The organism is Pseudomonas sp. TE50-2, assembly GCF_040813665.1.
GTDB lineage: Bacteria > Pseudomonadota > Gammaproteobacteria > Pseudomonadales > Pseudomonadaceae > Aquipseudomonas > Aquipseudomonas soli.
The window spans coordinates 4,865,747-4,891,776 of sequence record NZ_JBFNXN010000001.1 but is presented as its reverse complement, the minus strand read 5'-3'; the positions used below and the strand labels follow the sequence as shown (position 1 = coordinate 4,891,776).

Sequence of the window (26,030 nt, the reverse complement as noted above, 5' to 3'; positions counted from 1 at the left end):
CGTGTAAGAGCGGCCCTGTGCCGCGAAAGGGCTGCGTCGCGGCCCTTCGCGGCACAACGCCACTCCTGGAGATTTGTATGAGGTTGGACATGGCAGAAGCGCCACCTCAGTGCTGTTTGGGAAAGTACTGACACATCGAGTCACGCTATCGGACAACTTTACCGTTTGCCTTGACACTACAATCAGTTTTCTTGTTCGGACCGATACAGTACAAACAATGGAACTCACCCATGAAAGGAATCCCCTTAAGCCGATTGATGTACATGGCTATCCTGGTACTCCTCACAGCAGGTGCACTTTTCACTGCACATAGATATCCGGCATTGCATGACACCGACGTCAACACCTTGGGCTTCCTGGGGTTCTGGTTAACACTGTACGGCTTGATTGTTGCCATATGCGAAATTGTACGCAACGGCTCAGTGGCTCATCAAATGGCTCGCGTTGCTGAGGCCTCACACAACAGGCTCAAGCGTCAAATGGAACATCATGAAGTCCAAGCCTGCATTGAAATAATAAATTCCGCACTAAGCGACCTGTACAACAAGAAGGCCGTTCCAGTCATTTTTATCACCCGAATCAAACAAGGTTACATCTCGTCATTCGCAAAAGCCGGGATACCTGATCGTTACCGAGAAAACCTGAGCATTCTGAATAGCTACGAACATCTCGTGCAATCTCGAGCGCTCAAGACCAAAACCAATCCCAATTATGCAGGAAGCCAGTATCCCAAACCCAATCCCGGCACTTCCGACAACCCCTATAGACTGACCATCGATACACTGAAACGAATGCAAGATGACCTGCTGATCCATTCGGCTTCAAAAAATGAATACATAGGTGACCCCGCATGATTCCATCTCACTTCGAACGCTTTATGCAATTCGTCTTGGCCCATACTCAAAATGGCGACTTGCAATGGGGCATTGGCGAGGGCGGTAGCTTCGTTGCGTCTCACGAGGACATCACCTTGATCATCTCCTCTGATTACGACCCAGACCGCGATATCAACACATTCTGGTTCCGCCTGAATGGCAGCACGCGCTCTACGCCATTTTCCGTTTCTGAAAAAGAACAGGGATATGGGCTTATGAAGGGTATTTTTGAAGAAGTTACTGCAAACGCGAACGATGTCAAAAGCGATATGGAAAAGTTCATGGCAGGATTCAGTCGTGGAACTGAGGTATAGCTTGCCATGCCTCGTTTTATTTCGAACTCAGCTGATCGCGAGGCAAGCCCGCTCCCACCAGATACCTGACTTGGGCGCCCTGCGCTTTCAGCTCTCGACCTCAATGAAACCCCGCGTGGAGCTTGCTGAACCCCGCCGTCAGCCACATCAGGTACAACCCACCACACACCAGCCAAGCCAAGCCAGCCAGCCAGCCAGCCAGCCAGCCAGCCAGCCAGAGTGGACACCTCCCTGCTTGATGATTGGCAAGCCCTGATCGAGGGTCGTGCCGATTTCGAGAAATGCCCGCTTTGCGACACTTCCGCAACACAAGGCCGCTCTAACCGGGTTTAGGCTTTAGAGACATCAATCCGGGATACGCTCATGGAACATCAGATCCGTCGCGCTAAGCGCAATATCACTGACGGTGAACGGGGTATCACATTCTCAGATTTAGGGGCTTTTCAGGGCAATTGTGACAAAGCCAACCTTGCCGCGATGGACGAACTGACGGCTGGGCTTGAATATTGAGACAGGCTGTCACGAGCAATCTTAGTACAGAGTCGGAGGCAAATAATAGCAACATAGCATTTGGACCTACCAAAAATTCGCAAGCGCGACACAGCGATCCATACACAGCATTATGCGCCAAACCAAAAAACCTAGGTCGGAACTTCAAAATTTAGACTATCGATCTCGAAAACATAACTATCCCTGAAGACACTCGTCACAGGAAAATCCGGAGCACTTTGTAGGACAGCCTTGATGATTTTCACTGCTGTCATTCTAGCCCACCGCACCAGTCGAGCATCGTCAAGCATAAAAACCCAAGAAACAGTACTTCTATCGCTACCAATCACGCCAAGTCGTTGAAGCTCCAAAATTTCTTTAGGCAGTTTGTTTACATTCTGCTCTTCATCAAGCTCAAGCTCATCCGATTTTATATGAACAAGACTATTTCGCAACTTCACCAACCGACTGAGATTTTTAAATACCTCATCCTCACCTTCCTTCCACCCGGGCACCAAAGCGATCAGCAGCTTTTCATATTTTGCCTTTAGCCCTTCTTTCTCTAGCCCATCAAGCAATGCCATCAACCACCGTTCATCACGCTGGATGTACTCCATTGTCTCGCCAACTAGAAGCCCACCACCAGAAAATCTGGTTTCCGCAGGTTTGAACAAAGTACGTGGAACTGAATAAGGGCGTAGCTTCGAAACGGACTGATAAAAGCTCTTGAAGTCTTGAAGAAAAGCTTCTACCGCCATCGCACACAACGCAACGTGTACAGCCCCGTCGTCCGTTAAATTTTTCTCAGATTTTTCAAGCAAAATTACGCCATGAAAAGGAAGCGACAGCATATCTATTACCCCAATTAGTAAAGTAAAAAACGGTCCCCATTAATCTTTTCAGCGCTTGCCCAACATCGCCTGGCGCTCCCGCCAGATCTCCTGCACGAACGGATCCGTCACCCCATACAACCCATGCCCGCGGCGGATGATCAGATTGGCCGCCAGCAGGTCGTTGGCCACGGGCTGCACTTCCTCCACCCGCACTTCACGCCCGACGACCGTCGAGTACTGCGCCGCCGCCTCGGCGGAGAACACCCCGCGTGTCTCGCCGTCCACCGAGGCGATGCGGGCGAAGATGGCCTGGGCCAGCACACCCAGCTCCTCGACCTTCATAAGCTCCAGGTCCGCCGCCGCCGAACGCAGCGTGGCAGCGATCACCGGCAACACCACATCCGCTCCGGAAGCCAGGCTGGGCGAATGAATCAACTGGCGCAGGGCGCGGATGAACTCTTCGGGGCGGCTGCCCAGCGTCTGGAACGCCTCGGTCGCCACCGCCAGCGAAGGCAGGTTGTCGAGGCCATCGGCTGCGAGCCGTTCAAGCCAGAACGCCACATAGTCCTCGCCCAGCACCGGATAGGCCACGTTGGTGGCGCCGGCGAAGGCCTGATTACGCCGGGCGGTCAGCTCGTTGACCATCGCCCGGTGCGAGCCGGTGCCGATGAACAGGAAATGCCCAGCCGGGGCTGGGCGTGGGTTGATGGCGTCACGCGCGGCCTTCAGCGCCAGCATCATCTGCTGCCCGTCTTCGGTGGTGATGGCGTGCTGCACTTCGTCGACGATCAGCACCACATTGGCCTTGGCCTGGTCGACCACTTCGCCCAGGGCCTGGGCCAAGGTCACGCCGCCCGCCTCGCCTAGGGTGTCGAGGTTGAAGCCGAACTTGAACCCGGCCAGCTCCACCTCGGCGCCGCGCAGGGCCCTGAGCCGCTGCATGAACGACGAGGCCGGCGTCTGCAGCTCGCGCAGGGCCTTGCGCACAGCAGTGAGTACAAGCTGCACCGGGCTGGTCTGGGTGTCGCTCCACAGGTCGACGTAGATCACCAGCGCGCCCTTGGCCTCCAGCGCCGGGATCAGGTCGTTCCTGAGAAAGGTGGTCTTGCCGGTGCGCCGCAGGCCAGACAGGAACAATCCGGACCGCAGGCCGATATCCAGCGCGGACGGCTCGAGCAGTTGCCGGGCCATGTCGGCCGCCAGTTCAGGTCGCAGGAAGATGTCAGCCATGGGTTTATCCGCAATTATTCCATGGCAATAATTATTGTCCTGGAATAATTCAATGTAAAGACGCAGCCCGCAGGCGAACGTCCGGCTTTCTCGGTAGAATCCGCCGCCCCCAGCTGGCACAACCAGGCTGCGCTTCAAGGAGGAGCCACCCGTTGATACTCAAATTTCCCACCCTGTTTTTCTGCCTCGCGCTGAGTACCGCCGTGCACGCCACCCCCAACATCGCGCATGAGGCCACCGTGCAACAGGCCATACGCAAGGCTGAAGCGGAGCTGCAGTGGATCGACCGCACAGTCGAACAGCAACGACAGGGCCAGCTCGACTGGCCGAGCTGGGTCAAGGCCAGGGCCGAGATCGTGAAGAAAACCGAGGTGATCGCCGACGAGCTGAACGCGGTCAACGACAGTGGCCACCCCGTAGTCAGCTACCTCCTGGCTTTCGTGGAATCGAGCAGGCAAACGCCATGGATCGAGCGACGGCCACGAATCTGCGCGCTATACCAGGCCGCTGCGGAGCAAGGGTTACTGGCCGCGGCGGTGGCGACGCTACGCACATGCCGCGTACAGCCAATCCCCGTCGACCTCGCCGAACCCACGCTGGTACGGTTGCGCATGCAAGCGACCAAAGCGTTGGCGCAGCCCGACCCGTATGCAGCCTTTTACCCCCTGCCAACCCGATCATCGGCTTGCTTCAAAAAATTCGCGGGGCCGTCAGCCGACTTGTCGGATAACTTCACCTCGGCCCAGCTGGACCTGAAGCAGTACCAGGCTGACACCCATTACCTGCTGGCCATCACTGGCGCCCCCGACGCGCCGGAAACGCGCGCTCATTACGAGCAAATGCAGGCCCTGACCTCGACCTGCCTTGCCGACCACAGGCGCACAGCCAATGATCGGCATGGGAATCAGAAAGTTCGCTGAGGCCGCAGCGCCCAAGGGCTTATCCAGAACCGTTGTCGAGCTGGAGTCGAGCTGGGGCGGGGTGCTCGCAAACGCGCCCGTCGCTGCTGAAATTGGCCACTGCCTCGATGACCAAGGCCGCCAACCCGATCAAACAGATTACCCCCAAGGCGTAACTTACTGTCCTCCACGGTTGAATGCTCGCCAGGTAGGTCGCCGTGTGCAGTATCCGTGCGACGGTGAATAGCCCCATCAGCCAGGCGCTCGGGATCGACGGTGTTTCAAGCGCAACTGCCAGCCCAGACAACGAGAGAAACAGCGGAATGTTCTCCAGGTCATTGCGCCAAGCCTGCGCGGCGCGCGTGACCTGCGGCAGTTCAGCGGGACAAGCCGAGCGTCTGAACACCGCCGCATCCTCGCTGTTGGTGAAGGCCAGGAAACGCAGGCGGAAGTAACCCTGGTAGCAGGAAATCGCCAGCATCTTGATGAACAACGCCACCACACAGCAGGCATAAACCAACAGGGCGGTGCTCATTGCCCGTGCCTCGGCATGCCACCCTTGACCACGATGTACAGCAGCGGCCCCATGCAGACGAACACCAGTGTCAGCAGCAGATAGGGCATCACGCCAAGCAAAGAGCCGCCGCGCTTGCGCTGGTCGCTGACCATCCAGACGCAGCCCAGCCCGGCCATCACGTACAGGTCGATAACCACCTGCGCGGTGTCCGGCCGGGACATCAGCTCCAGGCCAAAGGCAATCAGTGATTGCTCCGCAATCATCATGGTCCAGCCGGTGTACAGGGCGAACAGCAGCAACAGCGGCAGCGCGATCCATTCAGCTCTCATAGTCGAATTCCATACCTGTCGATCTGGCGGACGAAGTTGGCCTCACGGTAGTGATACAGTCGCCTGCGCAGCAATGACCTCACAGGTCATGGACGCTTCAGCCAAGGACAGTCAGAGTCGCAGCATGAGCCCTCTTCCCTTCCACACCCCGCACCCGCCCACCGCTACCGACGCGGGCGCGCATCTGCGCCGCCTGCGGCGCCAGGCCGGGCTCAGCCAGCTCGACCTGGCGTTGCTCGCCGGTGTTTCGCAACGCCACCTGAGCTGCGTGGAAACCGGCCGCGCCAAGGCCAGCACAAGTACCCTGCATGCTTTGCTCAGCGCGCTGCAGGTACCGCTCGATCAGTGCAACGAAGTGTTCCTCGCGGCTGGCTATGCACCGCGCTACATGGCCTCTGCAGCGGACGCCCCGGCCATGAAGATGGTGCACGACGCCGTGGAGCACATCCTGCAGGCCAACAACCCCGCACCGGCCATCGTCATCGCCAGCAATTGGGACATCACGGCGGCCAATGCCAGTGCCGGGCTGTTGTTCGCCATGGCCGGCATACCGACCAGCAGCACCTCGGGCCTCAACCTGCTGGACACCCTGCTGCGCCCGGGCGGGCTAGGGGATCATCTGGTCAATGCCGACGAGATACGGGCGATCGCCTGGCAGCGGGCGGCCAGGGAGGCGGTGAGCAATCCTGACCTGGCGAGACTGCTGCAAGACTTGCCCGTGCCACCCGCATGGGCGGCAGATACGCCTGTGTCTCCATTGGTGCTGACCCGGGTGCGCGCTGCCGAGGGTGAGCTGCGCTTCCTGTCCACCTTCACCACCTTCGGCATGCCGCAGGACATCACGGTGGCGTCGCTGCGTATCGAGCACCTGGTGCCCGCCGACAGCGAGACATGGCAAGCCATGACGGCGGCGTATCAACGGGTGATCCGCAACGCCGAGATTTGAGTGACAATCGCGGCGTCAGGACTCGATGAACTTCAATGCCAACCTTCTCGACAAGCAAGTGCTAGCGTCCAGGCCGGTAAGCACGGACTCAAGCCTGTGCCGCCTGCCCCGCCACCGCCCCACCCTCCAGCACCATCCCCTCGCGCATCCGCTGCGCATCCCGGCTGAAACACCGCGAAGCCGCCAGCAGGAACACCATGGTCAGCATCAGCGCCACGGGTATCAGGTACATTGCGTCATGCAGCCCCTGTGCTTTGAACGCCTCGTTCATCAGGCCCTCACCTGCCGCCGTCATGGCCGCCACGGCGAAGTGGTCGGACAGCCCGCCGACCACCACCGGCCCCAGCCCGCCACCCAGCAGGTACAGCCCGGCGAAGAACAGGGCCATGGCCGTGGCCCGCAAGCGCGGTTGCACCACGTCCTGGATAGCGGTGTACACGCAGGTGTAGAAGTTGTACGAGAACAGCCAGCCAATGCCAAAGACCGCCACGAACACGCCCAACTCGATGCGCCCGGCATGCAGCGCCCAAGCGGTGCACAGGCTGGCCACCAGCATGCTCAGCGCGGCAAACACCAGGCGGCCATTGGCAAAGCGCTGGTGCACCTTGTCGGCCACCCAGCCGCCGAGGGTCAGGCCCACCAGGCCGCTGAGGCCGACGATCAGCCCAGTGGCCACTGCGGCGTCGTGCAGCGTTAGCGCGAAGTAACGCTGCAGCATCGGCACCATGAACGAGTTGCAGGCGTAGGTGGAGAAGTTGAAGGTCAGCCCCGCCAGCACCAGCCAGGCGAAGGTGGGCACGCTGAGCACCCGGCGCAGCGGGCGGTCCAGCGGGGTCTGGGCGATGACCACGGTCTCCGCCGCACCGCGCGCGGGTTCGCGGATCATGAAGATGAACAGCGCCAGCAGCACGCCGGGCACGGCGGCGATGAAGAAAGGCGCCCGCCAGGTACCGAAGGCCTCGACCATCGCACCGATTGTGAAGAACGCCAGCAACAGGCCCAACGGTAGGCCGAGCATGAAGATGCCCATCGCCCTTGCCCGCCGCCCGGCGGGAAACAGGTCGCCGATCAGCGAGTTGGCGGCGGGCGCATAGCTGGCCTCGCCGATGCCCACGCCCATGCGCACCAGCAGGAAGCTCCAGAAACTGCCGACCATGCCGTTGACCGCCGTCAGCCCGCTCCAGGCCAGCAGCCCCCAGCCCATGAGCTTGCTGCGTGAACCGGTGTCGGCGATACGTGCCAGCGGCAGGCCGGCGATGGCGTAGACCAGGGTGAAAGCGGTGCCGATGATGCCGATCTGGAAGTCGCTCAGGTGCCACTCCAGGCGGATCGGCTCGATGACGATGGCGGGAATGGTGCGGTCGAAGAAGTTGAACAGGTTGGCCAGGAACAGCAGGAACAGGATGCGCCAGGCGTTGGACGCTTGGGGGGCGGTGGGCATAGTCAGGTCCCTCGTTATTGTTGTTCGGGGCGTCCAGCACGCCACACGCAATCTAGAGAGGGATGGTCGGGTCGTCTGCCAACATTGACTGCATTGATGGCAGGTCATGAACCTGGCCTTTCGACCTACAACGTCGTCGCCACCCCACGTCGGTCGAGCTCGAACACCTTGCTGCGCCGCAGGCACTCGCGCAGCCAGCGCTCGGCCTTGCCCGGGCGCCGCTGGCGGTGCCAGAGCAGATCCACCCCCACCAGCCAGTCGGTGTGCGGATAGGCCTCCAACTGCAACTCCACGAGTTCGCCCTGTTCCAGCTCACGCTGGATCAGTTGCCTGGGCAAGGTCGCCCAGCCAAGCCCGGCACGCACCATCTCCACCAGCGCCAGGTAGCTTTCCGCCTGCCACACCTGTGCGGCGCGCAGGTACTCGCTGCTCGGCAGCTTCTGCGTGTGGGCGTGGAACGCCAGGCGGCGGTGCGCGTGCAGGTCGGCAAAGCTCACCCGTTCCAGGCGCGCCAGCGCGGTGCCGGCCTGGCACACATGGGCCATGATCAACTTGCCCAGCTGCTGGAACTCCAGCGCCTGCGGGTACTGCGGCTGCGCAAACGCCACGCCGACGCTGGCCTCGCCCTTGAGCACCATCTCGCTGACATCGCCATGCACCGGGTGGCGGATCAGCAGATCTACATAGGGGAACGCCACGTCGAACTCACGCAGCACCGGGATCAACGGCCCGTAGGGTACCTCGATGGCCAGGGTCAGCGAGGCCTCGACCTGCTCGGCCAGGCTGTCGGCACTGCCTTCCAGCGCATAGCAGCGCTCCAGCACCGTCTCGGCTTGCAGCAGCAGCTTCTGCCCGGCCGCAGTCAACGTGGGGACACGGGTCGAGCGGTCGAACAACTCCACGCCCAGGTCCGTTTCCAGGTTGGCAATGGCCGCGCTGACGGTCGACTGGGTGCGCCCCAGGCGCCGGGCCGCAGCCGAGAACGAACCAGCCTGCACGGCGGTGGTGAACACCTGCAACTGCTCCAGCGAAAAACGCATTGCGCCCTCCTTGTCCCCTGACTGATCCATCGATCCTAACGATGGTTACTCATTTGTTCCATCGCTCATTCCGTAAGACCATCACGCTCGACATCAGCCAGCTGCCAGACCAGACCTGTGCTGACTGTCACTCCGGGCGCCCGAATAACAACAACAGCCGCACCTTCAGGAGATCCACGACATGAGCCTTACCCGCGTCCACCCGGTGGACGAAGTGCTGCCTCTGCGGCAGCTGTTCACCTTCGGCCTGCAACATGTGCTGGTGATGTACGCCGGCGCCGTGGCGGTGCCGTTGATCCTCGGCAGCGCCCTGGGCCTGACCCAGGCGCAGATCGTCACGCTGATCAACGCCAACCTGCTCACCTCGGGCATCGCCACGCTGATCCAGACACTCGGCTTCTGGCGCTTCGGTGCCCGCCTGCCGATGATCCAGGGCTGCTCGTTCATCGCCCTGGCGCCGATGATCATGATCGGCAAGCAGTTCGGCCTGCAGGAGGTGTTCGGCGCGGTGATCGCCGCCGGGGCCATCACCATCGGCCTGGCACCGGTGTTCAGCCGTATGCTGCGGTTCTTCCCGCCGGTGGTGATCGGCAGCCTGATCACCATCATCGGTATCTCGCTGATGCCCGCCGCGGCCATCTGGCTCGGCGGCGGCAACCCGGACGCGGCGGACTTCGGCAAGCCGGCCAACCTGTTGCTGGGCCTGGCCACGGTGGCCATCACCCTGGTGATCTATGCACGCTTCTCGGGCTTTATCGGCAACCTCAGCGTGCTCATCGGCCTGGTGCTCGGCAGCCTGATCGCGGCGGCCTTCGGCATGACCCACTTCGGCCAGGTGAGCGCCGCCAGCTGGTTCGAGCTGAGCCCGCCGATGGCCTTCGGCACGCCGCAGTTCTCGATCACGCCGATCCTGATCATGGTCCTGGCGATGCTGGTGATCATGGCCGAGACCACCGGTAACTGCCTGGCCATCGGCAAGCTGGTGGGCAAGCCGACCAATCAGCGCACCCTGGGCGACGCGTTTCGCGCCGACGGCCTGTCGACCATGCTCGGCGGCCTGTTCAACAGTTTCCCGTACAACGCCTTCACCCAGAACACCGGGCTGATCGCCCTCTCCAACGTCAAGAGCCGCTTCGTGGTGGCCGCGGCGGGGGCAATCATGGTGCTGATGGGGCTGTTCCCCAAGCTGGGCGCGCTGATCGCCGCGGTGCCGACGCCGGTGCTGGGCGGCTGCGCCATCGTGATGTTCGGCATGACCACCGTGGCCGGCATCCAGGAGTTGTCGCGGGTGAAGTTCGAAGGCACCCGCAACGGCATCATCGTCGCCGTATCGGTCAGCGTCGGCGTGCTGCCGATGTCCTTCCCCGCCCTGTTCGAGCACGCCAGCGGGCCGCTGAAGCTGGTGCTGGAAAGCGGCATCTTCCTCGGCGCGATCACGGCCATTGTGCTCAACGTGCTGCTCAACAACGACAAGCAGGCGCAGAGCCTCGCCGAACAACCAGAAACCACTCATTGAACGGCCCTGTGGGAGCGGGCAAGCCTGCTCCCACAGGGTTTGTGCAAGCGATTCATGTTCATCTGCCAAGGAATCACCATGAACAACATCAGCAAGCTCACCCCCGCCACCCTGTCCGAGCTGGACCTCAACCTGTTGCGTCAATCGATCCGCCTGTCCGAGGAATCCCGCGAACGTGGCCGGCACCCGTTCGCCGCGCTGGTCGCCGACGCCGAGGGCCGGGTGATCGCCAGCGCCGGCAACAACTCGATGCCGCCCGAGGGCGACCCCACCCAGCACGCCGAGCTGGTCGCCGCCGCCCGCGCCGCGACGCTGTTGACCCCCGAACAGCTGGCCAACTGCACCCTCTACACCAGCGCCGAACCCTGCTGCATGTGCGCCGGGGCGATCTACTGGACTGGCATTGGCCGGGTGGTCTACGCGCTGTCCGAGCATGCACTGCTGGGCCTGACCGGCGCGCACCCGGAGAACCCGACCTTCTCCCTGCCGTGCCGTGAAGTGTTCGCCCGTGGCCAGCGGGCGGTCGTGGTGCACGGGCCGTTGCTGGAGGCGGAAGCCGGCGTGGTGCACGAAGGGTTCTGGAAATGAACGGCGGGGTGTCCATCCATGTCGTGGATATCGCCAGCGGGCGCGTAGCCCAGGGGCTCGCGCTGAGCCTCGAGCGCCAGGGCGGTGAATGCCTGCTGGAGGGACGCATCGACGAGCACGGCTTGCTGCCAGGGCTGGACACCCTCGCCGCGCATCTGGCCAGCGGCGTCTACGAGGTGCGGCTGCAGGTGGCTGACTTCTACCGCGCAGCCGGAACCACCTTGCCCGACACGCCGTTCCTCGACGTGCTGGTCTATCGCTTCGGCATCGGCGACGCCAGCCAGCACTACCACCTGCCGTTCAAGCTCACCGCCTGGGGCGTTTCCTGCTTCCGCGGCGGCGCCTGACCCGTAACACCTTTCCCAACAGCGCTTCCCGGCATCACCTTGGGGTGATGCCGCGGACGCTGCTGCCCACAAGAACAACAACGGAGCCCATCATGTCACCACTTCGCATCGGCGCGCTGTCCATCGCCCTCCTCGCCCCCGCCGCCCAGGCCGGGCTGCTCTGGCACGATGAAAGCCTCACCTACCTGTGGGGCGACAACTTCCGGGTCAACCCGGCGACCCAGCAGACCTTCACCCTGGAACACGCCAGCGGCTGGAGCTGGGGCGACCTGTTCCTGTTCGTCGACCAGATCAACTATCAAGGCCGCAAGGACCCTGGCCAAGGCAGCAGTACCTACTATGGCGAGCTGCAGCCACGGCTTTCGTTCGGCAAACTCGGCGGCGCTGACCTGTCGTTCGGCCCGGTCAAGGATGTGCTGCTGGCCACCGCCTTCGAGTTCGGCGAAGGCGACAGTGAAAGCTACCTGATCGGGCCGGGCCTGGACCTGGACATCCCCGGCTTCGATTACTTCCAGGTCAACCTCTACTACCGTAAACCCGACGGCCACCGTGTACCGGCCGGCGCCTGGCAAATCACCCCCGCCTGGTCGTACACCCTGCCGTTGGGGCGGTCGAACCTGCTGATCGACGGCTATATCGACTGGGTCGTGAACAACAAGGACGCCAGCAGCGGCCGCAGCCACCAGAGCGACTACCATGCCAACCTGCACTTCAACCCCCAGATCAAATACGACCTGGGCAAGGCGCTGGGGCATGAGGCCAGGCATCTGTACGTGGGGGTGGAATACGACTACTGGTCGAACAAGTACGGCATCCAGGATTCGAAGGGCTTTCGTACGGACCAGAACACCACCAGTCTTCTGCTGAAGTACCACTTCTGAACCACGCACACCTACCGCAGGGGCGGGCGCGCCAGCGCTCAGGGTGCCAGCACGATACGCCCCGCCTCGCCTTCTTCAGCACCACCGCGCTCCAGCAGATACCGCGCCGGCGGCTTGCCCATCGCCTTGCGAAACATGGTGACGAAGCCACTGGCGCTTTCGTACCCCAGGTCCAGCGCTACCGCCTGCACACGCTCGCCCCTGGCCAACCGTTGCAACGACAGAATCACGTGCAACTGCCGGCGCCAGCGGCCGAAGCTCATGCCAACTTCCTGCTGCAGCAGCCGGCTCATGCTGCGCTCGCTCATGCCGCTGCGCCGGGCCCATTCGCCGCTCGGCACCTTGCTTGCGGGGTCGGCCAGCAGCCATTGCGCCAGTTGCCTCAGCCTGGGGTCGCTGGGCATTGGCAGGTACAGGTCTTCCACCGGGGCGGCACACAACTCATCCAGCAGTGTTGCGATCAACCGGGCCTGCGGCCCCTGCTGGGGGTATGGCATCTTGAAGCCGCTGGCCTTGAGCAACAGCTCGCGCAGCAAGGGCGGCACTGCCAGCGTGCAGCACACCGCAGGCAAACCCGCCACGGCCTGTGGTTCGACGAACAGGCAGTAGCATTCAGTTTCCCCCGAGCCACGCACCGAATGCAGCAGGTCGCCCGGGATCCACAGCGCGCATTGCGGCGGCACGATCCACACCCCGGTGTCCACCTCGCAGTTGAGGATGCCACGCACCGAGTAGATCAACTGCGCCTTGCGATGGCGGTGCGGCGCATGCTCCCAGTCCCTGCCAACCGAAGAGGCGTTCAGGGCGATGACCTGGCAGGCCATGCGGTCGATATCCCATGAACGCGGGTTGTCTGCTGCGGGAATAGGCTGCACGACGCATGTCCTGGGTGATGGCCGAAATGAAAAACAGAATGACAAGATTGCGTAATGACGTCCAGCGAAGCCAGGGCTATCGTGGCCTTGCGTCATCGACGCCTTGTTTTCTGGAGGGCACATTAGATGCTGTTGAACACCACCTATTTTCCGTTGGTCTGGATGAAGCACGGCAGCGCTGGTATCGATATCGGCGACGAGGGCTTTGCGGCTTTCGAGGCCTTGCTGCTGCGCGAAGAACCCTTCGTGTTGCTGGATGCCGACAGCGCCCAGCACGAGAATCAGCAACACTCCCATGAAGAGCGCAAGCAATTGTCACTGTGGATGAAACGCCACAAGGCCGCGCTGCGTGCCTTTGTCAAAGGGCAGATCAATGTGCAGCCCGACCCTGCCAGGCAAGCGCCGCTGCGCGCGTTCATGCCCATGTTCGAGGCGTTCTGGGGGTATCCGCTGTTCGTCGTGAACACCCAGGAAGAAGCCTTCACGGTCGCAGACCGGCTGCTGGCGAAACAACCGATGGAGTGATGAACCATGGGCCTGGTTGCAATCAATACCGTGGAGATCGACCCCGCCCCCGGCACCACGGCTGCCCTGCAGCTGCGCCTGGACACCCTGCTGGAGACGCTCAACCGCACCTCAGGCTGCGCGGGTTACACCCTCGCCTGCCCTGCAGGTGCACGCGCAACTTGGCTCATCACCGGCTATTGGCAGTGCACCGAACGGATGACGGCGCACTTCGAGCTGCCCTGCCTGGCTGAGCTGTTTGAACTGGCGTCGCAGCGGCTGCTCGTGCGCTTGTGCTTCAGGACATTTCTGCTCGCCACACCCGGCACACCCCCGGGCGACGTGAAGGGTATCGATGCCCGTGCATAGGGGTGCTAGTGTGGTGTTTCACAAATAGACGGAGTGCCACGTGACCTCGCCTTCCCATGCTCGCGCCTGATACCGCCCTGATCATCTGGTCGGTCGCGGCCCTGGCCACCGCCCTGGTCATCGTTCGCCCCGGTCGTGTGCCGGAATACGTCTGGGCGCTGGGCGCCGCCGTGCTGCTGACGGCCTGCGGGCTGATCCCGTGGCGCATGGCATTGTCGGCGGTGGCCAAAGGTGGCGATGTCTACCTGTTCCTGGTCGGCATGATGGTGCTGGCCGAACTGGCGCGCCAGGAGGGATTGTTCGACTGGCTGGCCAGGTACGCGGTGCAGCACGCCAAGGGCTCCGGCCAGCGCCTGTTCGACCTGGTGTTCCTGGTCGGTACATTGGTTACGGTGTTCCTGTCCAACGACGCCACCGCCGTGGTGCTGACGCCGGCCGTGTACGCGGCATGCAAGGCGGCCAAGGCCGAGCCGCTGCCCTACCTGTTCATCTGCGCCTTCATCGCCAATGCCGCCAGCTTCGTGCTGCCCATCTCCAACCCGGCCAACCTGGTGGTCTTCGGCAGCCAGATGCCGCCGCTCCTGGAGTGGCTGCGCCAGTTCAGCCTGCCGTCGCTGGCGGCCATCGCCGCGACCTACCTGATGCTGCGCCTGACCATGCGCAAGCGCATCCGCCAGCCGCTGGCCGTGGCCATCGAGATGCGCCCCTTGTCGGCCGGCGCCCGGCTTTGCGCGCTGGGCCTGATGTTCACCGGCGCCTTGCTGTTGACGGTATCGGCACTGGACGTGCCGCTGGGGCTGCCGACCTTTTGCGCAGGCATGGCCACGGTCGGGCTGATCCACCTGCGCCAGCGGCGCAGCCCGGCGCCGTTGCTGCGCCATGTGGCCTGGGGCGTGCTGCCGCTGGTCGCGGGCTTGTTCGTGCTGGTGGAGGCGGTGGCCCATACCGGCGTGATCGAACGGCTCGCGCATATGCTGGCGACCCTGGCGCAGCAATCGCCGGGCACGGCGAGCTGGGCCGCGGGCGTGATCTCCGCAGTGGCCGGCAACCTGATGAACAACCTGCCCACCGGCCTGATCGCCGGCTCCATCGGCCAGCTGGTCGAGCTGCCCCGGCAGACCACCGCCGCCTTGCTTATCGGCGTCGACCTGGGGCCGAACCTGTCGATCACCGGTTCCCTGGCCACGCTGCTGTGGCTGGTGGCGATCCGCCGCGAGGGCGAGCATGTCGGCGCGCTGAGTTTCTTGCGCCTGGGCGTGCTGGTAATGCCCCCGGCACTGGTGGCGGCGCTGTTGCTGCTGGCGGTCTGAGCCCGGCCTTCAGAACACCACCGAACGCCGCTGCTCGGCTGTTGCCACCACCCTGCCGCGCTTGAGCACCATCAGCCGCGCCGGCAGGTCGAGGATCACGTCGCTGACACGGTGGGTATCCATCAGCACCAGGTCCGCGTCGTTACCCACCGCCAGGCCATGGTTCTGCAACCCCAGGGCCTTGGCCGGGTTGCTGGTGAGCATCGGCAGCACCGTGGCCTGGTCGTCCGCCCCGCCCAGGTGGCAGGCGGGGATGGCCAGCTGCGCGATGTGCAGCAGGTCGCCGGTGCCGTAGGGGGTGAAGGCATTGCGGATGTTGTTGGTGGCCAGGCACACGTTCACCCCGCCATCGCGCAACGCCCGCACCGGGGTCAAGGTGCGCCGCACATTATGGCTGTCGCCACGGGCGCCCAGGTGCAGGTCGGTGGCGGGCAGGCACATCACGCTGATGCCGGCTTCGCGCAGCAGCGCGATGATGCGCGCCTGGCGCTCTGGCTCGACGGCCGCCAGGCTGGTCAGGTGGCCGACGCTGACGCGCCCTTGGTAGCCCGCGGCGAGGGTCCGCCGGGCCACGTATTCGATGGTCATGTGCTCGGCGTCGTCGGCGAAGTCCTGGTGCAGGTCGATGTCCTTGCCGTAGCGCTGGGCCAGGTCGAAGACGAAATCGATGTGCTCCAGGGGCGAGACGTCGTTGTAGGGAATGCCGCCAACCACATCGGCGCCCCTCTCCATGGCCTCGACCATCATCGCTTTCATGCCGGGCAGTTTCAGGATGCCTTCCTGGGGAAACGCCACTACCTGGATATCGATGACATCACGCAAGGTCTCGCGCAGCTCCAGGACCACGTCCAGGCCGGTGAAACCCTGGGCCGGATCGAACTCGGCGTGGGCACGCACATGGGTGGTGCCGGCCTGCACCAGGGCGCGCAACACCTGCACAGAGCGCTCGCGAATGTCGTCACGGGTCAGGGTGGGCTTGAGCGCCGCAGTGACGGCGATCGCTTCCTTCAAGGTGCCGGAGCGGTTGGCCTTGCGCTGCATGACATTGGCTTTTTCCAGGTGCAGGTGGGCTTCGACGAAGCCGGGGACCAGGACATTGCCGTTGCCCTGGATTTCCTGGTTTGCCGTTGCCGTGATCGTCTGGGCGATATCAGTGATCTTGCCGTTGCGCACGGCCACATCCATCAAGGGTCTTGCATCGTCAATGCGGACATTTCTGAAGATCAGGTCCATGCCGTCGCTCCTGTAGGGGATCAATAGCCTGCGTGGAAATGACCCAGGCGTCGTGCGACGCCCGGGCCATTTCCCTAAGGGCGAATCAGAACGGCTTGGTCGGCAGGTACTTGCCATCCAGGGTGATCACCGCGCGGGAGCCACCCTCCGGATCGTCGACCTTCTTGATGTCCAGTTTGAAGTTGATAGCGCTGATGATGCCGTCGCCGAACTTCTCGTGGACCAGTGCCTTGAGGGTGGTGCCGTACACCTGCAGCATCTCGTAGAAGCGGTAGATGGTCGGGTCGGTCGGCACGCCGCCTTGGATGCTGCCGCGCAGTGGCACGGTCTGCAGCAGGGCGATGCCATCGGCGTCCAGGCCAAGCTTGTCGCCCACCACCTGGGCAGCGCTCGCCGGCAGCGGGTGCTGGCCCAGCAGCGCGGCAGTGACGAAGGCTTCGGACAGGCCGGTGCCGTCGGTGATCTGGGCGAACGACAGGTCCTTGCGGGCCTTGGCCAGGAGGATGACTTCGCTCAGGGCAAGGCGGGCGTTCTGGCTGATTTGCGACTGGATCATGGTGTGTCTCCTTGGGTTTGAAAGGGGTTCAGGCAACGTGCCTGGAAGGGTGGGAAACGGCATTGACGTCGGGGTTCTGCGCCAGGGCGACGAACTGGCCGGTACGTCCGTCGAAGGCGTCGATGCGGCCGCTTTCGATGTCGTAGATCCAGCCATGCAGGCGCACGCGGCCCTCTTCCAGGGCCAGGCGCACCGAGGGGTGGGTCTGGATATTGGCCAGCTGGGCGATCACGTTCTCGCGCACCATGGCCTCGACCTTGGCCTGCGGGCTGTGATGCTGGCGCGCCTCGTTGACCACCCGGGCGGAGTCGGCGTAGCGCAGCCAGCCTGCCACGGCGGGCATGTGGTCCAGGCACTTGCAGGTGGCGATGGCGGTCATGGCGCCGCAGTCGGAGTGGCCGCAGATGACAATGTCGGCTACCTGCAGGGCGGCGACGGCATATTCGACCGAGGCCGATACCCCGCCAGGCTCAGGGCCGTAGGACGGCACGATATTGCCTGCGTTGCGGATGACGAACAGGTCGCCCGGCTCGCGCTGGGTGACCAACTCGGGCACCAGGCGGCTGTCGGAGCAGGAGATGAACAGCGCCCGGGGGCTTTGCTGGGTGGCCAGGTCCTTGAACAGCTTGACCCGTTCGGGGAAGGCGTCGCGCTGGAACTTCAGAAAACCGTCGATGATGTCTTTCATGGCTGCTTGCCTCAATGTCGCGGTGTGTTGAGGCAAAGGTTACGTAGCGCATTACATAAGGTAAAAGTCTCATTTATGATGAAGCACATCAGATTATCTTATGGGAACAGTCATGCTTGCCCGGCACCTCCAGTACTTTCTCGCAGTGGCGCAACACCACAGCTTCACCCGCGCCGCAGCGGCGCTGCATGTCTCCCAGCCGGCGCTGTCACAGCAGGTCAGGCAACTGGAAGAAAGCCTCGGCGCGCAGTTGTTCGACCGTTCCGGGCGCAGCACACGGCTGACCGATGCCGGGGAGGTCTACCTGCGCTATGCCAAGCGGGCGGAACAGGAACTGCTGGAGGCCAGGCGCGCCATCCATGACGTGGGCGACCTGAGCCGGGGATCGCTGCGGGTGGCGGTGACGCCGACCTTCACCACCTACCTGATCGGCCCGCTGGTCGAGGCCTTCCATGCGCGTTATCCGAACATCACCCTGAACCTGCGCGAAATCGCCCAGGAGAGCATGGAGGAGCTGTTGCAGGCCGATGAGCTGGATGTCGGCATCGCCTTCGATGAGGTCCACAACCAGGACATCGACAGCCGCCCGCTGCTGGTGGAAACCCTGGCGCTGGTGGTCGGCCGCGCGCATCCGCTGGCCACTGCCCGCAGCATTGGCCCGCAGGCACTCAACGACGAGTCGCTGATCCTGCTCAGCGCCGAGTTCGCCACGCGCGAGCAGATCGAGCGCTATTGCCGCCAGCACGGTATACGCCCACGGGTACGGATGGAGGCCAACGCCATTGGCGCAGTGATCGAAGTGGTGCGCCGCACGACACTGTCGACCTTGCTGCCCGCCAACCTCGCCCTGGCCCATGACGACCTGACCGCCATTGCCCTGGACCCATTGCGCCTGCAGCGCACCGCAGTCTTGATGCAGCGCAGGGGCGCCTACCAGAGCGCGGCAGCGCGGGCTTTCATCGAAGTGGCAACGTCAGTGGCGGCACGCTTGGAAACCGGCGACAGCGCTGCCGATACTCAGCTCAGCTGAGCGATCAACACCGCATTGGTGTAGATCAGGCTGCCATCGCTGGCCCGATGCCCGACCAGGTGGAACTGGCCACGCTCGTCGTCGCTCAGGTAGACGCGCAGGCGGCAGTCCGACAACGGGCCGTAGCCCTCGGGCAGCACCAGGTTCAGGCTGTCCATGTCGACATCCACCATCGCCTCGGGCTCGTGGCTCTGTTGCAGGCGTTCCTCGGCCTGCTCCAACTTGCGGTGGTTCACGCCCTGGATGTCGAAGTGAATATCACCCACCGGGGTGGACCTGCGATCACCCTCACCTTTGAACCAGCCTTCGATCGTCAGCGTACTCATGGCGATTCCTCATGCTGTGGAGCATTTTCGATCACTGCTGATGGGGTTGACCCTGGCGTGGTTCGGAACGTTCCAATCGTTCGCCCAGCCGCTCAGGCGCCTTGCGCCAAGGCCGCCTTCATTGCCCTGGCCTGCTCCCGCAGCGCCTGGCAGAACGGCTCCAGCACTGCTGATGCGGGCCGCAGCTCGGGCCGGATCAGCATTACCTGGTACGGCACCGACAGGTCCAGGCGGCGGATCGCCAGCCCGCCCTGCCCCGCTTCCAGCCCGCTCAGCGGGTTGATGATCGCCACCCCCAACCCCTGGCGGACCATGGCGCACACCGAGGCGGCGCTGGTGGTCTCGATGATCGTGCGGCGGTTCACGCCGGCCTCGCGGAAATGCCGGTCGAGTTGCTGCCGGTAACTGTCCAGGCTGGCCAGGTTGATGAAATCGACCTCGTGGAAGTCCTGCAGCTGGAGTACTGGCTTGGCCAGCAGGGGGTGCTGCGCGGGCAGTACGCAGACCATGTCGGCACTGAACAACAGTTCGCCGACCGCGCCCCGCGGCACCTGCGCGGTTTCGGTCAGGCCGAGGTCGTGCTGCTGGGCGACCAGCGACTCCTCCAGCAACGGCGACTCCTGGGCAGTGATGCTCAGGCTGACCCCGGGATGGTGCTGGTGAAACGCCTTGCAGGCCCTCGGCAGCAGGGTTTGCGAGAACAACGGCAGGCAGGTGATGGCCAGCCGGCCCTGCTCGAAATTGCGGATGGCCTGGGCGAAGCGGTCGATGCGCTCGAGGCCGACGAAGGCACGCTCGACTTCCTCGATCAGCAGCAAGGCCTGGGCGCTGGGCACCAGGCGCCCACCTTCGCGTTCGAACAGGCTCAGGCCGGTGACCTGCTCCATGCGCGCCAGCTCGCGACTGACCGTGGGCTGCGAGGTGAACAGCAGGCGCGCGGCGCCGGTGACACTGCCGGCGGCCATGATGGCGCGGAACACTTCGATATGACGGATGGAAAGTCGCATGGCTGAGGCAAGACCTGGGCGTGAGCAGAAATCTGGAGGGGCTGGTTCATATCAAATATGAATTACCTTCAGAACAATAGCTATTTTTCTGAATCACCATAACTGCCTCACCATCGGCGTATCCAAAACAAGGAACGCCACCATGACCACCACCCTCCTGGCCGACGCCGTCCGCCAGCACGGCTCGCCGCTGTGGGCATACGACGCCCAGACCATCCATCAGCGCATCGACCAGCTCACGCAGCACTTCGACACCGTGCGCTTCGCGCAGAAGGCCAACCCCAACCTGCACGTGCTGCGCCTGATCCGCGAACGCGGCCTGGTGCTCGACGCGGTGTCCCTGGGCGAAATGGAACGCGCCTTCGCCGCCGGGGCCTCGGTGGGCGGCGAACCCGCCGGCGTGGTGCTGACCTGCGACGTGCTGGACCAGCCGACCCTGGCGCGGGTGGTGGAGACCGGTATCGAGGTCAACGCCGGCTCCATCGACATGCTCCGTCAGCTCGGCGAGCGCTCCCCCGGCCACCGGGTTTGGCTGCGCATCAACCCCGGCTTCGGCCATGGCCACAGCCGCAAGACCAATACCGGCGGCGAGAACAGCAAGCACGGCATCTGGCACGAACAACTGCCCGAGGCGCTGGCCTGCGTGAAAGAACACGGCCTGCATCTGGTGGGCGTGCACATGCACATCGGCTCGGGGGTGGACTACCAGCACCTGGAGCAGGTGGCCAGCGCGATGGTCGGGCTGATCGGCCGCCTGGGCATGGACATCGAGGCCTTCTCCATCGGCGGCGGTCTGTCCACGCCCTACCGCGACTGCGACCAGCCGGTTGACCTGCAGCGCTATGCCCGCACCTGGGCGGTGGCGCGTTCGGAGATCGAGGCGATGCTCGGCCACCCCGTGCGCATGGAGATCGAGCCGGGGCGTTTCCTGGTGGCCGAGTGCGGCTACCTGGTAGCCGAGGTGCGCGCCGTCAAGCAGATGGGCGACCGCCACTACATCCTGGTCGATGCCGGCTTCAACGACCTGATGCGCCCGGCGATGTACGGGGCTTATCACCGCATGAGCCTGTTCGATGCCGTGGGGCGCCCAGTCAATCGCCCCCTGCAACCGACCGTGGTGGCCGGGCCGCTGTGCGAGTCCGGTGATGTGTTCACCCAGAACGACGAGGAGCTGACGCCCCAGGACCTGCCCCAGGCCAAAGTGGGCGATCTGCTGGTGATTCACGACGCCGGGGCCTATGGCGCATCGATGTCGTCGAACTACAACAGCCGACCGTTGCTGCCGGAGTTTCTGCTGGAGAACAACGGCCTGAAGATGATCCGTCGTCGTCAGCGTGTGGAAGAGCTGTTGGCGTTGGAGCAGGAGGTGTAGAAACGACGCACGCCAGGCGGCCATGCAGACTTCTCCGCAACCTACCTGTGCGCACTTCCCGATGTCCGGGAGTTCTCAACACAGATTTGCGAGCGTGTCTCAAACGAAGATCAGCCCTGCCTTGTTCTCTCCATTTCCAGGCCAGCGATAGCATCAGTGTGTCTGACAAGCAATGTCAGGCAACAATCAAACCAAGCTTGAAATATGGATAGAGGGAGAATGGACAAACGAGGTAACAACATGCAACGCGCGATTATCATCGATGATCACCCAGTCATCCGCATGGCCGTGAAAACCGTCCTGCAAAACAGCGGCTATACCGTCGTCGGCGAGGCCAGCAATGGCAAGGAAGCCATCCAGTTGACCCGTGAACTGATGCCCGACCTGCTGATTCTCGACATCGGCATCCCCGAAATCGACGGACTTGCCGTCATCCAGCGCCTGAAACTGCAAGGCAGCCTGACCAAGACCTTGGTCTTCACCTCACAGCCGGCTGCGGTGTTTTCCCCACGTTGCATGTGGGCGGGTGCCGCCGGTTTCGTCTGCAAGGCCGGCGACCTGAGCGAGTTCAGCGGTGCCCTGGCAGCCATCAAGGCCGGCTATTCATACTTCCCGAACCTGCCCTTGAGCAGCGTGATCAATACACCCAAGGAAGACAGCGGCATCAACCGCCTGACCGGCCGCGAGATCGAAGTGCTCAGGCAACTGGCAGCGGGCGCGACCAACAAGGAAATTGCCGATGCCATGATGCTCAGCAACAAGACCATCAGCAGCTACAAGCACCGGATCATGGACAAGCTGCAGGTCAATACCTTCGTGGACCTGATCGACATCGCCCGGCGAGACCTGATTGCATGATATCCATGCCCACTCTGCTTCGCGTGCAGGTGGCCCTTGTCGGTTGCCTGGCCATCAGCAGCCTCGCCTTCGGCGAAGCGCAGCCTCTGGCCGTCAAACCCCTGAAGCTGGTCGAGCGCGCCTATACCTCCTCCATGGTGACCCTGAGCGCCGAAGACCGAGCATGGTTGAAGCGTAAGGGCGTCCTGACCATCGGAGTGTCCGCGCCGGACTATCCACCGCTCGATATCAGTATCAATGGCCAGATGTACGACGGTATTACCGCCGAGTACGCAGGCCTCATCGGCAAGATCCTCGATGTAGCCATACAGATTCGCCAGTTCCCCTCACGCACCCGCGCTATCGAAGCGCTCAAGCATGGCGAGATCGACCTGCTGGGCAGCGCGAACAGCTTCGAGGCGGCCGACCCCACGTTGCGACTGAGCTTGCCCTACCTCGACGACCAGCCAGTGCTGCTGACCCGAGTAGGCGAGGAAGGCTTGGTCAACACCCGCCTGGCGGGCAAGCGGATAGCCATGCTCAACCACTACCTCCCGGTGGCGGCAGTGCATGACTTCTACCCGGAAGCTACCGTGCAACTGTTCCCGTCGACGGCCAGCGGTATCGGTGCAGTGGCATTCGGCCAGGCCGACGCCTACCTGGGCGACCTCGTCAGCACCGGGCACTGGGCCGCCAACAGCTCGTTCAGGCAGTTGCGGGCCGCCAATTTCTCGGCCATCCACGTGGCGAACTTCGCCTTTGCCTTGAACAAGACCGACACGACGCTGAAGCGGCTGGTGGATACTGCCCTGCTCTCGGTCTTGCCCAGCGACAGCATGCCCATCATCCGGCGCTGGGACGTCAACGGCAGCTATATCTTCGGGGCGCAGCGCGTCCAGTATTCGCAAACCGAGCTGGAGTGGATAGCGACCCATCCCAAGGTGCGTGTCATGGTCGACGCCGATGACCTGCCCTTGTCCAAGGCGCTCAAGGATGGCCAGGTCGAAGGCATCGTCAACGACCTGCTGAACGTGATCAGCGCCCAGTCGGGCCTTTCCTTTACGATGCTGCCGACCAGAGGGATGACCGAGCAGCAGCTTGTCGACGCCCTGGCACGTCGTGAATACGACATGGTGGGCGCGCTCAACCCTGACTTGGTGCAGAACCCGAAAGTGTCGTTCTCGCGGCCCTACCTGGTCAGTACGCTGGTGCTGGTGGCGCGCAAGGACGATACCAGCATCTCTTCGGCGTCGTCACTGGCCGGCAAGAAGCTGGCGACCATCCATGACAGCAGGGCCAGCGCCCGCATTCTCAAGGACATCCCGAATGTGAGGCTGGTCAAGGTCGACACGATCGGCGAAGCGTTCCAGAGGGTGGAGAGCGGCAAGGCCGACGCCGCCATCGACGTGCTGGTCTCGGCGCAGTACAAGATCCGCAACGGCTTCGACGGGCTGCGCATCGCCTCGGTGGTCGGCGATACCTCCGAAACCGTTTCATTCGCAAGCCTGCACGACAACGACATCCTCGCCTCCATCCTCGACAAGTCGCTGCTGGCCACCCCGGCGCAGAAGATCGACGCGATCAACGATCAATGGACCGATGGGCCCCACGAGGGGCCGTCGTTCTGGGTACGCAACAAGACCATTCTGCTGCAACTGGGATCGATCCTCAGCTTGCTGCTGGCGGTTTCCCTCGGCTGGGGTCTGCATCTGCGGCGCCAGGTCATCAAGCGCAAAGAGGCCGAACGGGCACTCGGCGACCAGCTGGGTTTCATGAGCAGCCTCATCGATGGCACGCCAAATCCCATCTACATCCGGGACAAGGCAGGCATCATGCTGCATTGCAATGCCTCCTACCTCGAAGCCTTGTCACTGCAGCGTCACGAGGTGATCGGTGACAACCTCGACCAGGCACCCTCCGCGACACAGGAGGAGGAAGAGCGCTACCTGCAGGATTACGCACGGGTGCTCAGGGAGGGAGCCCGAATCATTGCAGACCGGCGCATCCGCTTGCGCGATACCGGGGAAACCCGGGACATCTACCACTGGATCCTGCCTTATCGCGACAACCGAGGCGAGATACAGGGCATCGTCGGCGGATGGGTCGACATTACCGCGCGCAAGGTCCTGGAAGTCAGCCTGCTGGCAGCCAAGGAACAGGCCGACATCGCCAACAAGGCCAAGACCACTTTCCTGGCCACTATGAGCCACGAGATCAGGACGCCGCTGAACGCGGTGATCGGCATGCTGGAAATGTCGTTGAAGCAAGCCGACCAGGGCAAGCTGGATCGTTTCGCCATCGAAGTCGCCTACGATTCGGCCAATGGCCTGCTGGAGTTGATCGGCAACATCCTCGATGTGATCAAGGTCGAATCCGGGCACCTGGCCCTGGCCCCTTCGCGCGGCAATCTGGGTGATATCGCCACTTCGGTATTCCGGGTGTTCGAAGGGCTTGCCCGGCAGAAAGGCCTGGCCATCAAGCTGGAGCTGGACCCGGCGATCCAGACTGATGTGCTGATCGACTCGGTGCGCTTCAAACAGATTCTCTCCAACATGGTGGCCAACGCCATCAAGTTCACTGACAAAGGCAATGTGCTGATTCGCCTGCAGGCGATTTCACTACCCGACGCGTCGCACAACCAATTGGCGGTGGCACTGAGTGTCAGTGATACTGGCATCGGCATACGGGCGGCCGATCAGCAACGCATCTTCGCCCCCTTCGTGCAGGTGGCTGATGGCCAGAGCACCCGCAAGCAAGGCACCGGGCTGGGGCTGTCGATCTGCAAGACCCTGACCGAACTGATGGGCGGCAAGCTTACCCTCAGCAGCGAACCCAACCAGGGTACCTGCGTGACCATTTGCCTGGTCTTGCCGACCCTCGATCAGCTTCCACCTATTCCGCAGGTGTCCGAATTGCTCGTCGAGAAGCCCCGGCGGACACTCACCGTGCTGATCGTCGACGACCACCCGGCGAACCTTACCTTGCTCGACCGTCAGCTCAACTACCTGGGCCATCGCGTGCTGCAGGCCAGTACCTGCGCGCAGGCGTTCGCCTTGTGGAATGCGCATCGGGTAGACGCGGTGATCACCGATTGCAACATGCCCGAGATGACTGGCTATGACCTGGCGCGTGCCATCCGCGCGGCGGAAACTGCCCAGCATCGTCCCCGCTGCACCGTATTCGGTTTCACCGCCAACGCCCAGGCCGGTGAGCGCGAGCACTGCCTGGCGGCGGGCATGAACGACTGCCTGTTCAAACCCGCCCGCCTGGTAGACCTGGCGGAGAAACTCGACCCTGTCGAACACAGCATCGCCTGCCCCGAAGCACACGACGCTAGCAGGCAGCCCGCACAGGCGGACTTCATCACCAACGAGCTGCTACACGAGCTGATCCTGGAAAACGAGAAAGACATCTGCGCACTGCACGCCAACCTTGACGGTGACCGCAACGAGCTCAAGGACATCTCGCACAAGATCAAGGGCGGCGCGAAGATTGTCTGCGCCTACGAGATCGAGCGGCACTGCGAGGTGTTCGAGGACGCCTGTCGATCCGGGGCATCGACCGAGCAACTGGAAGCGCTGGCGGCGAACCTCGAGGAAGCGATCATGACCCTGCATGACGCCCTGCTGTTCAAGATCAACAATCATGGCCAGACCGATAGCTGAATCTGCTGGCGTG

Annotated in this window: 28 protein-coding genes; 16 read left to right on the top strand and 12 right to left on the bottom strand. The window is 62.9% G+C overall.

The features are described 5' to 3' along the window. The first annotated feature begins 230 nt into the window (after positions 1 to 230). From AAHK21_RS22390 to AAHK21_RS22380, 3 genes are all read left to right on the top strand, one after another. Positions 231 to 854 (top strand): hypothetical protein, encoded by a 624-nt coding sequence (locus AAHK21_RS22390; protein ID WP_367858363.1) that lies wholly within the window; start codon positions 231 to 233, stop codon positions 852 to 854. After that, positions 851 to 1,189, top strand: a complete 339-nt coding sequence (locus AAHK21_RS22385) for a hypothetical protein (protein WP_367858362.1) — start codon at positions 851 to 853, stop codon at positions 1,187 to 1,189. The genes AAHK21_RS22390 and AAHK21_RS22385 overlap by 4 nt, the downstream gene beginning before the upstream one ends. A gap of 363 nt (positions 1,190 to 1,552) precedes the next feature. Next, a complete protein-coding gene (locus AAHK21_RS22380; protein ID WP_367858361.1) occupies positions 1,553 to 1,699 on the top strand; it encodes a hypothetical protein in 147 nt (48 codons plus the stop codon). A 131-nt stretch (positions 1,700 to 1,830) separates the two neighbouring features. Here AAHK21_RS22380 and AAHK21_RS22375 read toward each other — a convergent pair whose 3' ends face one another. Continuing rightward, on the bottom strand, positions 1,831 to 2,529 hold the full coding sequence (locus tag AAHK21_RS22375) for a hypothetical protein (RefSeq protein WP_367858360.1): 699 nt from the start codon (positions 2,527 to 2,529) through the stop codon (positions 1,831 to 1,833). A 48-nt stretch (positions 2,530 to 2,577) separates the two neighbouring features. Then, positions 2,578 to 3,741, bottom strand: a complete 1,164-nt coding sequence (locus tag AAHK21_RS22370) for an AAA family ATPase (protein ID WP_367858359.1) — start codon at positions 3,739 to 3,741, stop codon at positions 2,578 to 2,580. 152 nt (positions 3,742 to 3,893) lie between these two features. Here AAHK21_RS22370 and AAHK21_RS22365 point away from each other — a divergent pair, with 152 nt between their 5' ends. Next, the gene (locus tag AAHK21_RS22365) at positions 3,894 to 4,661 is read left to right on the top strand and encodes a hypothetical protein (protein WP_367858358.1); all 768 of its coding nucleotides are present in this window, start codon (positions 3,894 to 3,896) and stop codon (positions 4,659 to 4,661) included. A gap of 19 nt (positions 4,662 to 4,680) precedes the next feature. Here AAHK21_RS22365 and AAHK21_RS22360 read toward each other — a convergent pair whose 3' ends face one another. Continuing rightward, entirely contained in the window at positions 4,681 to 5,175 is a 495-nt protein-coding gene (locus tag AAHK21_RS22360; RefSeq protein WP_367858357.1) for an MAPEG family protein, read from the bottom strand. Then, positions 5,172 to 5,486, bottom strand: coding sequence for a DUF2834 domain-containing protein (locus AAHK21_RS22355; protein WP_367858356.1), 315 nt, complete (start codon positions 5,484 to 5,486; stop codon positions 5,172 to 5,174). The genes AAHK21_RS22360 and AAHK21_RS22355 overlap by 4 nt, the downstream gene beginning before the upstream one ends. A gap of 124 nt (positions 5,487 to 5,610) precedes the next feature. On the opposite strand from AAHK21_RS22355, the gene AAHK21_RS22350 reads away from it, so the two are divergent. Next, entirely contained in the window at positions 5,611 to 6,432 is an 822-nt protein-coding gene (locus tag AAHK21_RS22350) for a helix-turn-helix domain-containing protein (protein WP_367858355.1), read from the top strand. 88 nt (positions 6,433 to 6,520) lie between these two features. On the opposite strand, the gene AAHK21_RS22345 is transcribed toward AAHK21_RS22350, so the two are convergent. Continuing rightward, positions 6,521 to 7,873: a spinster family MFS transporter gene (locus AAHK21_RS22345; RefSeq protein WP_367858354.1), complete on the bottom strand. Its 1,353-nt coding sequence runs from the start codon at positions 7,871 to 7,873 to the stop codon at positions 6,521 to 6,523. A 125-nt stretch (positions 7,874 to 7,998) separates the two neighbouring features. After that, positions 7,999 to 8,913, bottom strand: a complete 915-nt coding sequence (locus tag AAHK21_RS22340; RefSeq protein WP_046854805.1) for a LysR family transcriptional regulator — start codon at positions 8,911 to 8,913, stop codon at positions 7,999 to 8,001. Between the two features lie 181 nt (positions 8,914 to 9,094). Between AAHK21_RS22340 and AAHK21_RS22335 the strand changes: the two genes are divergently transcribed. From AAHK21_RS22335 to AAHK21_RS22320, 4 genes are all read left to right on the top strand, one after another. Beyond that, positions 9,095 to 10,429, top strand: coding sequence for a nucleobase:cation symporter-2 family protein (locus AAHK21_RS22335; protein ID WP_367858353.1), 1,335 nt, complete (start codon positions 9,095 to 9,097; stop codon positions 10,427 to 10,429). A 78-nt stretch (positions 10,430 to 10,507) separates the two neighbouring features. Then, on the top strand, positions 10,508 to 11,017 hold the full coding sequence (locus AAHK21_RS22330; protein ID WP_367858352.1) for a deaminase: 510 nt from the start codon (positions 10,508 to 10,510) through the stop codon (positions 11,015 to 11,017). A gap of 8 nt (positions 11,018 to 11,025) precedes the next feature. Further along, the gene (locus AAHK21_RS22325) at positions 11,026 to 11,364 is read left to right on the top strand and encodes a hydroxyisourate hydrolase (protein ID WP_367858351.1); all 339 of its coding nucleotides are present in this window, start codon (positions 11,026 to 11,028) and stop codon (positions 11,362 to 11,364) included. A gap of 92 nt (positions 11,365 to 11,456) precedes the next feature. Further along, positions 11,457 to 12,245, top strand: coding sequence for an outer membrane protein OmpK (locus tag AAHK21_RS22320; RefSeq protein WP_367858350.1), 789 nt, complete (start codon positions 11,457 to 11,459; stop codon positions 12,243 to 12,245). 38 nt (positions 12,246 to 12,283) lie between these two features. Here the strand turns inward: AAHK21_RS22320 and AAHK21_RS22315 are convergent, their stop codons facing one another. Further along, a complete protein-coding gene (locus tag AAHK21_RS22315) occupies positions 12,284 to 13,069 on the bottom strand; it encodes a helix-turn-helix transcriptional regulator (protein WP_367859019.1) in 786 nt (261 codons plus the stop codon). 177 nt (positions 13,070 to 13,246) lie between these two features. On the opposite strand from AAHK21_RS22315, the gene AAHK21_RS22310 reads away from it, so the two are divergent. Genes AAHK21_RS22310 through AAHK21_RS22300 form a run of 3 tightly spaced genes read left to right on the top strand, consistent with a single transcriptional unit; the run spans position 13,247 to position 15,303 of the window. Then, positions 13,247 to 13,645, top strand: coding sequence for a hypothetical protein (locus AAHK21_RS22310; RefSeq protein WP_046854799.1), 399 nt, complete (start codon positions 13,247 to 13,249; stop codon positions 13,643 to 13,645). Between the two features lie 6 nt (positions 13,646 to 13,651). Beyond that, a complete protein-coding gene (locus AAHK21_RS22305) occupies positions 13,652 to 13,993 on the top strand; it encodes an antibiotic biosynthesis monooxygenase (protein ID WP_052752580.1) in 342 nt (113 codons plus the stop codon). A gap of 56 nt (positions 13,994 to 14,049) precedes the next feature. Next, positions 14,050 to 15,303, top strand: coding sequence for an arsenic transporter (locus AAHK21_RS22300; RefSeq protein WP_367858349.1), 1,254 nt, complete (start codon positions 14,050 to 14,052; stop codon positions 15,301 to 15,303). Positions 15,304 to 15,312: 9 nt separating this feature from the next. Here AAHK21_RS22300 and AAHK21_RS22295 read toward each other — a convergent pair whose 3' ends face one another. From AAHK21_RS22295 to AAHK21_RS22285, 3 genes are all read right to left on the bottom strand, one after another. After that, positions 15,313 to 16,536 carry an amidohydrolase family protein gene (locus tag AAHK21_RS22295; protein WP_367858348.1) on the bottom strand — a complete coding sequence of 408 codons (1,224 nt, stop codon included), beginning with the start codon at positions 16,534 to 16,536 and terminating at the stop codon, positions 15,313 to 15,315. An 85-nt stretch (positions 16,537 to 16,621) separates the two neighbouring features. Continuing rightward, positions 16,622 to 17,092 (bottom strand): cyanase, encoded by a 471-nt coding sequence (gene cynS, locus AAHK21_RS22290; RefSeq protein ID WP_367858347.1) that lies wholly within the window; start codon positions 17,090 to 17,092, stop codon positions 16,622 to 16,624. 28 nt (positions 17,093 to 17,120) lie between these two features. After that, positions 17,121 to 17,780, bottom strand: coding sequence for a carbonic anhydrase (locus AAHK21_RS22285; RefSeq protein ID WP_046854796.1), 660 nt, complete (start codon positions 17,778 to 17,780; stop codon positions 17,121 to 17,123). A 112-nt stretch (positions 17,781 to 17,892) separates the two neighbouring features. On the opposite strand from AAHK21_RS22285, the gene cynR reads away from it, so the two are divergent. After that, positions 17,893 to 18,810 carry a transcriptional regulator CynR gene (gene cynR / locus AAHK21_RS22280; RefSeq protein ID WP_367858346.1) on the top strand — a complete coding sequence of 306 codons (918 nt, stop codon included), beginning with the start codon at positions 17,893 to 17,895 and terminating at the stop codon, positions 18,808 to 18,810. Here cynR and AAHK21_RS22275 read toward each other — a convergent pair. Then, positions 18,798 to 19,136 carry a hypothetical protein gene (locus AAHK21_RS22275; protein WP_046854794.1) on the bottom strand — a complete coding sequence of 113 codons (339 nt, stop codon included), beginning with the start codon at positions 19,134 to 19,136 and terminating at the stop codon, positions 18,798 to 18,800. The genes cynR and AAHK21_RS22275 overlap by 13 nt on opposite strands. A gap of 92 nt (positions 19,137 to 19,228) precedes the next feature. After that, complete coding sequence (locus tag AAHK21_RS22270) at positions 19,229 to 20,143, bottom strand: LysR family transcriptional regulator (RefSeq protein WP_367858345.1); 915 nt, start codon at positions 20,141 to 20,143, stop codon at positions 19,229 to 19,231. 142 nt (positions 20,144 to 20,285) lie between these two features. Here AAHK21_RS22270 and lysA point away from each other — a divergent pair, with 142 nt between their 5' ends. The 3 genes from lysA (at position 20,286) to AAHK21_RS22255 (ending at position 26,017) form a co-directional block, all read left to right on the top strand. Further along, the gene (gene lysA, locus AAHK21_RS22265; protein WP_367858344.1) at positions 20,286 to 21,515 is read left to right on the top strand and encodes a diaminopimelate decarboxylase; all 1,230 of its coding nucleotides are present in this window, start codon (positions 20,286 to 20,288) and stop codon (positions 21,513 to 21,515) included. 240 nt (positions 21,516 to 21,755) lie between these two features. After that, entirely contained in the window at positions 21,756 to 22,373 is a 618-nt protein-coding gene (locus AAHK21_RS22260; RefSeq protein WP_367858343.1) for a response regulator, read from the top strand. A gap of 5 nt (positions 22,374 to 22,378) precedes the next feature. Further along, positions 22,379 to 26,017 (top strand): transporter substrate-binding domain-containing protein, encoded by a 3,639-nt coding sequence (locus tag AAHK21_RS22255; protein ID WP_367858342.1) that lies wholly within the window; start codon positions 22,379 to 22,381, stop codon positions 26,015 to 26,017. Positions 26,018 to 26,030 lie beyond the last annotated feature (13 nt).